4 protein-coding genes, 1 pseudogene and 1 riboswitch are annotated in these 11,774 nt (G+C 65.7%); of the genes and pseudogenes, 4 read left to right on the forward strand and 1 reads right to left on the reverse strand.

Annotation, left to right across the window (positions count from 1 at the left end):
- From M7H19_RS00455 to M7H19_RS00470, 4 genes and pseudogenes are all read left to right on the forward strand, one after another.
- Nucleotides 1-805, forward strand: an 805-nt coding sequence (locus M7H19_RS00455) for a helicase C-terminal domain-containing protein (protein WP_298175687.1), incomplete at its 5' end; no start/stop codon positions are given.
- 185 nt (nucleotides 806-990) lie between these two features.
- Complete coding sequence (locus M7H19_RS00460; RefSeq protein ID WP_298175688.1) at nucleotides 991-7,212, forward strand: DEAD/DEAH box helicase; 6,222 nt, start codon at nucleotides 991-993, stop codon at nucleotides 7,210-7,212.
- Nucleotides 7,212-9,425, forward strand: coding sequence for a UvrD-helicase domain-containing protein (locus M7H19_RS00465; protein ID WP_015787787.1), 2,214 nt, complete (start codon nucleotides 7,212-7,214; stop codon nucleotides 9,423-9,425). Before M7H19_RS00460 ends, M7H19_RS00465 begins: the two co-directional genes overlap by 1 nt.
- A 70-nt stretch (nucleotides 9,426-9,495) precedes the next feature.
- Nucleotides 9,496-9,732: riboswitch (cobalamin riboswitch) on the forward strand.
- 135 nt (nucleotides 9,733-9,867) lie between these two features.
- A pseudogene (locus M7H19_RS00470) lies at nucleotides 9,868-10,497 on the forward strand (5-methyltetrahydropteroyltriglutamate--homocysteine S-methyltransferase); the annotation flags it as partial.
- A 454-nt stretch (nucleotides 10,498-10,951) separates the two neighbouring features.
- Here M7H19_RS00470 and M7H19_RS00475 read toward each other — a convergent pair.
- Nucleotides 10,952-11,774: MBOAT family O-acyltransferase (locus M7H19_RS00475; protein ID WP_298175692.1), on the reverse strand; the 823-nt coding region annotated here is incomplete at its 5' end.

Raw genomic sequence — 11,774 nt, forward strand, 5'->3', positions numbered from 1 at the left:
CGGCACCCCGTCGCCCTGGGCGACCCAGGTGGAGTTCTCTTCGCAGCCCGGCGTGCGCGTGACCGTGAACAGCGCCATCTCCGAGGACCCCAGCGTGGAGCTGGCGTGGGCGCTGACGGTGCACAAGTCGCAGGGCAGCGAGTTCGGGACCGTGATCCTGATGCTGCCCGCGGGGGTGCGTGGCCTGTCGCGCGAGCTGCTGTACACGGCGCTGACCCGGCAGACCGGGAAGGTCGTCATCTGCCACGAAGGCCCGCTCGACGACCTCATGGCCCTCACCCGCGCCACCGGCTCCGACGCGGCCCGCAGGTTCACCGACCTCGTGTGTCCCGCCGAGCCGAGGGAGGTGCGGGCCGCCGACGGCAGCGCGATCGGCGTGCTGGACGCGGGTCTGGTGCACGTCACCGGCAGCGGTGTTCTCGTGCGCAGCAAGAACGAGGTCATCATCGCGGGCATCCTCGACAAGTGGGCCCCCGGCGCGTGGACCTACGAGAAACCGCTCGTCGGCAAGGACGCCCGGATGCGACTGCCGGACTTCACCATCACCACCTCGGACGGGCGCACCGTCTACTGGGAGCACCTCGGTCTGCTGCGCGACCCCGGCTACGGGGAGGGCTGGGAGCTGAAGAAGAAGTGGTACGCCGAGGAAGGCATCCTGCCGCTGGAGGAAGGCGGCGGTCCGCGTGGGGCTCTCGTCTGGACCGACGACCGCAACGGCGTGGACGTGCCCGCCTGGGAGGCACTCGCCGAGTCGTTCCTCTCGGGTGGCCCGGTGCGCCCGGCACGGGGTCGCAGGAGGCGCTGACCGGATCGAGAACGCGTGGGGAACGGGGAGACGAGTCTGCCTTCGGTGACCTCGACCGTCTCCCCGGTGCCCACCACCCGGGCCACGGCACAGCGGCGAATCGGTAACGTCCATTAACGGAACCCGGCTCGGGAGCGACGTACCACGCAGAGTGATCACACGGCCAGGCCCGGAAGGAAGTGTCGATGTACCCGTCGTTGCTGGCGGAGGAGACCAAACACGCGGTCACGGAGTACCTGTCCACCACCTTCGCCCTGGCCGACGACGACGCCCGCGCGGCGTTGGAATCGTTCCTCATGGCCCCGGACACCGGTATCTTCCGCGGCCCGTACCTGCGGGTGCGGACCCCCTTCCATCCGGTGAGCCGCAGATGGCGATCCCCGCTGGACTGGTTGCCGGAGGGGTTCACGCCATATCAGCACCAGGCGAAGGCGTTCGAGCGCCTCTCCACGCGCGAGGGCGCCGCCGAACCGACCATCGTCACCACGGGCACGGGCTCGGGTAAGACCGAGTCGTTCCTCTACCCGGTACTCGACCACGCCGTACGCGCACGGGCTCGTGGTGAGAAGGGCATCAAGGCTCTCTTGCTGTACCCGATGAACGCGCTCGTCACCGACCAAGCCCGCCGCATCGCGGAGCTGCTGCACGACGATCCTCGGCTCAAGAGCGTCACGGCAGGCGTGTACATCGGCGGCGAGGGCAAACACACCCAGCCGTCGCGTGAGCATCTCGTGGACAGCCGAAGGGTGCTGCGGGAGGACCCTCCGGACATTCTGCTGACCAACTACAAGATGCTCGACCTGTTGCTGCTGCGCCCGGCGGATGCGCCGCTGTGGGAGCAGTCGGCTGCGAGCCTGCAATACCTAGTCCTCGACGAGTTCCACACCTACGACGGCGCTCAGGGCACCGACGTCGCCATGCTGTTGCGTCGCCTCGGCGCAACACTGAAAGTCGCCGAACCCGGTCGCCCGCTTGGCCGGATCACCCCCGTGGCCACCTCGGCCACTCTCGGCGGTGCCACCCGGTCGGAAGAGTTGCGCAACTTCGCCGAGACCATCTTCGGTACGTCGTTCCCGTCAGACGCCGTCATCACCGAAAACCGGCTGGAAGCGGCCGATGTGGTGCCGGATGTCGACTTCAGCCTGACCATCCCCGACGTAACGTCGATCAATCAGTTTGATCCTCCCGACGCGACTCGCTCCGATTCTTGGCAGGAGCTTGCACATGCCTTTCTCGGAGGAGCCATTCCCGATCGAATCGCGCTCGGGAGGCGCCTCAGCCGCAGCTTCCTCACCCGGGCCGTGGTGCAGGCACTCGCGGACGAGCCCCTGACGCTGCCCCAGGCCGTGGATGCGGTCACCAACTCCGGTGTGTTGCAGTGGGGGGTTGCCAGGGAACGGGACCCGAAAGGGGTCGAGAACGCACTCCTGCGCTTCCTTGCGCTGCTGTCCGCCGCCAGGATCGGCGGTGGTCGAGGGCGGACCCGGCCGCTCGTGAACGTCGAAGTGCAGCTTTGGATCCGCGAACTCACGCGAATGCTGCGCGCCGTCAAATCCGAACCGCAGTTCGGTTGGTGGCATGACGGCCCCACAGACCACGACGTGCGCTACCTGCCTGCCGCCTACTGTCGCGTGTGTGGTCGATCGGGATGGCAGACGGTGGCCACCGAACTCGGCGAAGAGCTGGAAGGCTCCCCGGAGAAAGTCTGGCGAACGAGTGTGACCGATCGCCGGAAGCTGCGCACGCTCTTGCTCGCCCGTGACGATGAACCCGATGCCCGACGCATCGATCCCCGGACACTCGCATACTCCCGTGACGGCGAGCCGGGACTGTCCGTGCTCGTGACCCCCGATGAGGAGGCTGCCACCGAGCAACGGTGTCCGTCTTGCGGTGCCGACGACGCCGTCCGATTCCTCGGCTCGTCGGTGGCGACTTTGGTCAGCGTGGCCCTCACCCAGCTTTTCGGCTCCAACCTCATCAGCCATGGGGAGAAGAAGACCCTGGTCTTCACCGACTCGGTGCAGGATGCCGCCCACCGGGCGGCGTTCATCGAAGGCAGGGCCTTCCAATTCAACCTACGTTCGGCGTTGTTGCGTGCGGTCGGAGACCGACCACGCAGCCTGCAGGACGTGACCACGGCCCTGGCCGCAAGCCCCACCGAGGACCTCTACGCCATCGCCCCTCCGGACTTCACGCGCAGGCTCGGCTTCGAGGGCGAGTGGCTCGACCGGGACAGGGGCGGTCGCAGACGGCGGTTGCTCGGAACTCGACTGACCTTCCAAGCGCACCTCGAAATCGGTCTACGGTCCCGACTCGGTCGGACACTGGAACTCACCGGTGCCCTCGCCGTCGACTACGACATGGACCTGGGTCGGTACGCAACCTTGGCCCGCGACGCCCACGAGAACCTGCCCGAACGCGGTATGAGCCTGCCCGACCGGGAAGCGTACGAGGTCTGGCTGCTGGGATTGCTCGACCGGCTGCGAAAGCGGGGCGGGATCGCGCACCAGTGGCTCGACGCGTATGTGCAGCGGGACGGCAATCGATGGCCGATCTGGGGTGGAAGTCCCGCGGGGATGCAGAAGTTCCCCCGCGGGCGGCCCGCACCCGTCTTCTACAGCACGTCGACCAGTGGCGACTTCGACAGTCTTCGTCCCCGCGGCGAGTCGTGGCTGGTGGACTGGACGGAACGGTGTTTGGAAGTCGGCCGGGCCGAGGCTCGCGCTCTTCTCGAGCCCGTGGTCCGATTGCTGGCCGAGGGCGAGACTCCACCGCTGCTGCGCCGCACGTCCCAAACGGATGCCGCGGTGTTCGGACTCGATCCGGCCCGGATCGAGCTGATCCCGTTGAACAACAGCGAGCTGGAGCATGCCCACCTGAGGTGCCCGAAATGCCACCACATCCAGCCCGTTGCGCCGAAGCGGTTCGACCGGTGGCTGTCAGCGCCGTGCCCCAGAATGCGCTGCACCGGACACCTGGAGCCGCATCGAGTACGGGAAGACAACTTCTATCGCAGGCTTTACCGCTCCGGGCGCCTGCGACACCTCGTGAGTCACGAACACACGGCGCTTCTGGACGACGATACGCGGCTCGAAGTCGAACGCCGCTTCTCCAACGGTTCCTCACCGATAGACCCGAACGTGCTGACGTGCACGCCGACGTTGGAACTGGGTATCGACATCGGTGACCTGTCGACTGTCGGGCTGGCCTCCCTACCACCGACTCCGGCTAACTACCTCCAACGGGTCGGCCGGGCGGGCAGGTCCACCGGCAACGCACTGGTGCTCGCGACGGTACCGAGCAGTCCACGAGAGCTGTACTACCTGTCGGAGCCGAAGCACCTCATCGACGGCGAGGTCATTCCACCGGCGGCCTACCTGTCGGCCACCGAGCTGTTGTGTCGGCAATACCTGGCGTATTGCTTCGACCGGGTCGCTTCCGGTGACATTCGGCTCGACCGTGAGATGCCGCGCCTGCTCGGTGCCTTGCTCGACAACGGGCTGGCCGAGGGAAGTTGGCTGCGGCAGTTCGTCGACACGGTGACCAAGAACGCCCACGTGCTGGCCGAGCAGTTCCTCTCCCTCTACGGCGACGCCATCGACGAGGAGGTCCGCCGAGCGGTGCGGTCCTTCGCCGCCAAAGGGCTGCGCGACAAGCTCGCCCGTGTGGTGTTCCAATGGGCGGACCAGAGAAAGGAACTGGAATACCGGCAGGGTGAGCTCGCCACGGCGATCGATAGTCTCGAGACCCAGAAGCATCTCGACGACACCCAGGTCGAGGACCGTCGACGCTGGATCGGTGAGTACAGGGCACTCACCCACATGTTGCGCGATACGTGGAACCGCAACGCGTTGACCGGGCTCGGTGAGTTGTCCCTCCTGCCGAGCTACAACTTGCTCGACGAGCACACCGAGCTCGACGTGTCGCTGTGGTGGACCACCGACGACGAGGGCGAGAAGAAATTCCACACCAGCGAACACAGCTACGGGCGCGGCAGCCGTACTGCTCTCACGGAATTTGCCCCCGGCGCGGTCTTCTATGCCCAGGGATACCGAGTGGAGATCGATGCTTTGGAGCTCGGGCCCTCCGGACAGCCTCATTGGCGGCACATGCGGTTGTGCCCGGACTGCGGATGGGGAACCGAGACCGTCGATCCGGCTCCCCCCGCGTGCCCGCGGTGCCGCAGCACCGGCGTTGCCGATGCGGGCGCTGTTCACAAGGTGCTCGAATTACGAAAGGCCTCCGCGGTTCACCGTCGTGACGAGGCCTTGATCGAAGACGAGACCGAGGACCGGACCCGCACCCGATTCATCACGGTCACCGGCGTGGATGTGGATTACGACCAGATCCAAGGTGCCTGGCGGCTCAGGGGGCAAGCCTTCGGTGCCGAATACATTCGGCAGGCGACCATCCGCACGGTCAACCTCGGGCGTGCCGACCGGCCCGGCCCCGATATCTCCGTGGCGGGAACTCATACCTCGGCCCCACGCTTCCCGAGTTGTGTGTACTGCGGAGTTGTCCGCCAGAGCGCTGAGGACAAGGTGCGGCATCGCGGGTGGTGCTCGACACGGCGGGGAACCGCGCCACGCTGGGTTGACCTACTGCTTTCCCACGAGATCACCACTCAGGCCGTGCGGTTGCTGCTGCCGGTGTCCACCTTCCAGGTCAACCTGCGTCTCGTCTCCCTGAAGACCGCCCTCCTTTTGGGGCTGCACCAGGATTTCGGCGGAGCACCTCAGCACCTCGACATCGTCACGGCGCGTATGCCCGACGAGCATCGCCGGGTCAGACAGTTCTTGGTGTTGCATGACACGGTGCCCGGCGGCACCGGCTACCTCGATCGCTTCGGCGACCCCAACCGAATGCGTCGCATCCTGCAACAGGCCTACGAGGTGCTCAGCTCCTGCCAGTGCCAGTTCGAAGAGCGTGCCGCCTGCCACCGCTGCTTGCTCAGAGTCGCCGAACCGGGAGAAGTGGAGCACGCCAACCGCCGGGTGGCGATGGAGCTACTGGCCGAACTCCTCGACAACTGGTCGGTGGAAGGCATTCCTACCGTTGCCGACATCGACATCTCCTCCCTCCAGCTCTCTGAGCTGGAACTCCGGTTCCGGGAGGTGCTCAAGAGCGCGGTGAGCCGGGGAGAAGGACAGTCCTGGACGAGTTCGACCGGGCAGCGGGGTGAAGAACTCGACATCCATCTGCTCAGCCCGAACCAGGAGCCACGCCGGTGGACCGTGCGTCCTCTGGTGCGCGTGACCGCCGGCAAGGTCATCACAGAACCCGACTTTCTCTTCACGCGGCAGGATGCTCAGGACGCACCTGTTGCGGTCTATCTCGACGGCCGGGCTTATCACGCCTCGGTGGAAAACGACCGCACCGCGGACGACGCCGTCAAGCGTACGGCGCTGCGAGACGCGGGATATCGGGTGTGGTCTTTGACTTTCCAGGATGTCGAAGACTTCGCACGGATGCTCGACGGCTACGACAGCATGTTGCCTACTTTGGTCGACAGCAAGGCCGCCAATGTCGCACGGGCCGCTGTCGGTGACAGACGTGCCTCGCTGCTCTGGGGGAACCCGATGCGAGCGTTGCTCGAGTATCTTCGCGATCCCGGCGAGGCGGTGTGGGGCCAGACGGCGGTGCAGACCTGTATCGCCCTCATGAGTTCGAACGACCACCGTGGGCATCCGCCGACGCAAGTGGTTCCGGAGGAACTGCCTTCCACACTGCTGGCTTGGGCTCGGGGCGAGCGTCCCGACGGGCGTGGTGGTGCGGTCGTAGTGGCGTCTTGTGTCGGGATGTCGGGCCTTCCGATCGGTATTGTCGGTAGCTCGCACGGAGCGGGGACCGACACCATCGGGGCCGTGACCGTGTTGGACGACCGGCCCAGTGAAGTGGGCGGCCGATCCCACGAACAGCAGTGGCGAGACTGGCTCAGCTGGTCGAACGTGCTCCAGTTCCTCCCACTTCCCACGTATGGATCTGCCATGCCGATGCGGATGGCCGAGTGTTGGACCCGGAGTTCACTTGACGTCTTTGCGGGCAGGTTCCTGCCCCTGGCCCGGCCGTCCACTGTGGAGAGAGAAGCGACAGTGGATGTCGTTCCTGCCCGGTGGGAAATCGTCATCGAATTCACTCATGAACGCCTCGCTCGAATCGGAAAGCGGTTGGCGGAACTCGACATACCGGAGCCCGAGCCCGGCGGTGAGGTCGGTGATCCCAAGGGAGATTTGTGGCCGGTGGAGTACTGCTGGCCCGATCGGAAGTTCGCAGCAGTCATCGACGTCTGTGACAACAGGGACCAATGGCTACGCCGTAACGGGTGGCAGGCCTGGTTGTTCGAGGAAGGCGACGACGAGGAGGAACTTGTGAACAAGATCGCGGCAGCGTTCGGAAAGCAGGTCTGATGAGTACACGTGTGGTGGTGTCGGGTCTGTTCAGCAAGAGCTACTCCAGTTTGGACGGATCGATAAAGAACAAGGTCCTCGACTTCGTCGTCAAGCTTCAGGAACGCCCCGACCTCACTGGTCTCGACCTCAAGACTCCCGAAGGCGTCCGCGATCCGCGAATCAAGACGGCACGGGTGAACGACTTTTGGCGCGCGGTTCTCATCGAACTTCCTCGGGCCAGTGGATACGTGCTCGTGGCGGTGAAACCCCACGATGATGCCTACACTTACGCGGCCAAGCTGCGCTTCGGGGTGAACGAAGTGACCGGCGCGCTCGACGTGGTGGATGCCGCGGCGCTGAACAAGGCGATCACTCAGGCGAGCGCGGTGTCGAGCACCCAGCCGCGGCGCACTCCCGTCCTCAGCGGCATCCGAGCTCGTGACCTTCGGCGATTCGGTATCGACACCGACATCGCCGAGCGTTTGGTGACCATCACTGACGAGGACCAGCTTCTTACGGTGGCTGAGGAGTTGCCGGGCGTGCAGGGCAATGCGGTCTTGGACCTTGCCGCCGGTCGTGGGGTGGACGAAGTGTGGGCCGACCTCATCGCCGAGGTCGAATCGAACATCGACACCGGTGACCTGCTGGGTGCGCTCGACCGTCCGCAGTCCAGGCTCGTCTTCACGGACGGCAGTATCGAGGAACTGCGAGCGGCGCTCGAGTCGGATCTCAAGGCTTGGCGCATTTGGTTGCACCCGTTGCAGCGCAGGCTCGCCTACCACAACGGCTGGAAGGGGCCGTATCGCGTGACCGGGGGAGCGGGCACGGGCAAGACCGTGACCGCCATCCATCGGGCTCGCCATCTTGCCCAGCGCCTTGACGAGGAGGCGAGCGACGCGAAGGTGTTGTTCACGACCTTCACTCGGAACCTGGCGCAGAACATCGAGTCCCAGCTCACTGAACTGGCGGGGCCGGAATTGATGCGACGACGGGTGGATGTCGTCAACATCGACTCGCTGGCGCAGCGGGTCCTTCGGATCGGGGACGGAGCCCGGCTGACGCTGCGGAAAGACGATGATCCCGGTGTGCTGCAAGCATGGGAGACAGCTCGTGCGGCGGCTGCCGAAGAGTGGGACATCTCTTTCTTACAGAGCGAGTGGAACGAAGTAGTTCTCGCGCAAGGTATTGAGGAAAGAGCCGAATACCTCACCGTGTCCCGTAGTGGTAGGGGAAGGCGCATCTCTCGGCTTCAGCGAGCGGACCTGTGGGCGGTATTCGAACGGTTCACCCAGCTCCTCAATGCGCAGAACCTGATCACTTTCACACGGGCTGCTGCGAGGGCGGCGACCATTGCCGCGCAACTGAACCCGCACGAGGCGCCTGTCTTCGACAGTGGTATTCGCCGCGGTGCCCTCCCCAAATACCGCTATGTCGTCGTGGATGAAGCACAAGATCTGCACCCTGCCCACTGGAGGTTGATTCGGGCATTGGTGCCTCACGACAGTGATGATCTGTTCATCGTGGGTGATGCGCATCAGCGGATTTACGGCAAGCCGATTGTGCTGTCGCGATACGGTATCGAAACGAGAGGCCGGTCTCGGCGGCTCACCGTGAACTATCGGACTTCCCGAGAGATCCTCGATTGGTCGCTAAAGGTGGCCTACGGACACGCTGTGGATGACCTCGAAGGCGATACCGAATCTCTGGCGGGGGCACGTTCGGCGTTCCGAGGCCCTGTCCCGGAGGCCCGCGGTTTCGACAGCTCGAGGCAGGAGCATTCGGCGCTGATCGACAAGCTCCAGTCCTGGCGTCGGGACGGGGTGACTTGGTCGCAGATGGCCGTCGTAACGCGGTCGAACCGAAGGGTTGCTGATCTGGCGGATACCTTGTCCACCGGAGGAGTGCCCGCGGCTGAAGTAGGTGCAGGGACGGACGAGAACGCTCTCGGTGAGGTCGTCCGGGTAATGACGATGCACCGTGCTAAAGGTCTCGAATACCGTGCTGTCGCGATTGTGGGTGTCTCGCAGCGTGAGCTCCCTCCACGGGGCGTTCGGGAGCTTAAGGAGCCGGAACGTGAGGTCGCATGGGCCAGGGAGCGAGGATTGGTCTACGTGGCGGGTTCTCGCGCTCGTGAGTACCTGTACATCTCGTGGGCCGGGGAACGTTCCGAGCTGCTGGCCGGTACGGTGATTGATGAGGGCGAGCTCCGAGGTGGCCGTGCACTGCCGTGAGTGACACGGCACATCTGATCCGGCTGCTCCGGCTGGGCGGACGTCCTTGTCCTGCCGGACAGCGCCACTATCCTGAGTCGCCGCCGGTGGTTCGCCCGTCTCCGGGCGGGGCGTCGCAAGAGGGAACCCGGTGGGAATCCGGGACTGCCCCGCAGCGGTGAGTGGGAACGAACGCCGTGGCCGGTCGTCTCGACCGGCGACACCCGCACTGGGCCTTTCGGCCTGGGAAGCGACGGCCGGTAGGGAAACCCGGCGTGAGCCGGTCCGCCCGCGAGTCCGAAGACCTGCCATCGGTGCGCACACCGCCGGTGTGCGCGACCTACCGGACGTTCGAGGGAAACTCCGGCGCGAGGACGACGTGGCGTGGTCATCGTCGTGCTGTTCGCCTGCGAGCTTTTTCGGAACCGTCCGGTGACGCCGTCGAGCTCGCGAGGGGAGAGCCTTGGCCACCACGATCGGAACGACCGTACTCGGTTATCCCAGGATCGGACCGAATCGGGGCAACTCAAACGCGTCCTGGAACGCTATTGGGCGTCGCGGTGCGATGAAGCGGAGTTGAGGGAGACGGCCCGTGCCCTGCGCACGGACACGTGGCGCACCCTGCGGGACGCCGGTCTGGACTCGATTCCCGAAACGCTCTCCTGCTATGACCACGTCCTGGACACGGCCGTGACATTCGGCGCCGTCCCACGGCGCTACGCCGACCTCGGGCTGAGCCCGCTCGACACCTGCGATGACGTGGGGCGCGGAGTCCGTGCCGCCGCTGGAGCTGACGAAGTGGTTCAACACCAACTAACCACTACCTGGTTCCCGAGATCGGTCCGGACACCCGGTTCTCGGTGGCCGATCGTGCCGTGGTGGAGTGGTTTCACGAGGCCGTGGAGTCGGGGTGCGCACCCGTCCGGTGTTGGTCGGCCCGGTGACGCTGCTGCTTATATCCGAACCAGACCATGATGCCCCCGGCGGATTCCGGTATGTGAACATTGTGGACAGACTGATCCCGGACTGCGCCGAGCTGTTGCGTGGACTGCACGGTGTGGGCGTGGACTGGGTGCAACTCGACGAACCCTCGTTGCGCAACCTCGTGAACGCCGCCGCGCGGATGCGGAACACGTTGAGTTGACGGCGGCGTCGACTCCGGCGCGCTTTCTGGGGTCAGGCCGGTTACAGCTCGGGTCGTCCTTGGTTACACTGGCAGGCACGTCTCTTCGCGACGATCAACGTCCCCCAGGCCGGGATCGGGGTTCCCGCGAAGGGGATGACTCCGCGAGCGACGTGGTCCTTCGTCGCCCCGACCACCGCTTACTGCCGAGGACCCGCGTTTGTGTGCCCGTCCGGCCACGCCGCCACGGCATCGGGCCACCGACCCCGCCACGGTGGAACGGATCGTCGCCGGGCTCCGTCGGTTGTGGACCTCCACTCGAGACCCTGGGCGAGCTCCGTCGCGTCGGGCGAAGGCCGACTCGCCCTCGTCCGTGCCACGACGGGCCGCAAGTGCGTCCGCGCGGACCGCGGAACCGCGGTTTTCAGAACTGGTAGTACAGGAACGGGCTGAACGTTCCCGTCGCCACCAGGATCGCGGCGTAGAGCGCGCCGATCGTCATCACCGTGACGCGCAGGACCATGGCCGGGGTGGTGCGCGACGACTCCAGAAGCGGCCCCGTGACCGGATGGGCGGGCAGGAAGAACACCGCCATCGCGCCCAGCAGCAACACCAGTCGCTGGTTCGTGACCGCGGCCTCCACCGCCTCGGTCAGACCGGTGAAATCAGGCAGCAGCATGTTGCCCAACATCGTGAACGCGTAGCCGAGGTCGGGTGCGCGGAAGAACACCCACCCGAAGATCACGAGTACCAGGGTGAGCGCCCGACGACCGATGACGGCGCCCGGGGTCTTGGGGGAGGCGCTCCAACCGGTGGAGCGTTCCACGACCAGCAGGATGCCGTGATAGGCGCCCCACACCACGTACGTCCACGCAGCGCCGTGCCAGAACCCCGTCAACAGGAACACGATCCACAGGTTGCGGTACGTCTTCGCCGCACCGCCCCGGTTACCGCCCAGCGGGATGTACACGTAGTCGCGGAACCACCGCGACAGCGACATGTGCCAACGTCGCCAGAACTCCGTCACCGTCACCGACGAGTACGGGCGCGCGAAGTTCTCCGGCAGCCGGAAACCCAGCATCCGGGCCAGTCCGATGGCCATGTCGGAGTACCCGGAGAAGTCGAAGTACAGCTGCAACGTGTACCCGATCGCGCCGAGCCACGCGATCGCGAACGTCATGTCCTCGGCCGGGGTGGAGAAGCAGGCGTCCACCATCGGCGAGAGCGAGTCGGCGATCACCGCCTTC

Origin of the sequence: Saccharomonospora sp. (assembly GCF_027317685.1) — a bacterium.
GTDB lineage: Bacteria > Actinomycetota > Actinomycetes > Mycobacteriales > Pseudonocardiaceae > Saccharomonospora.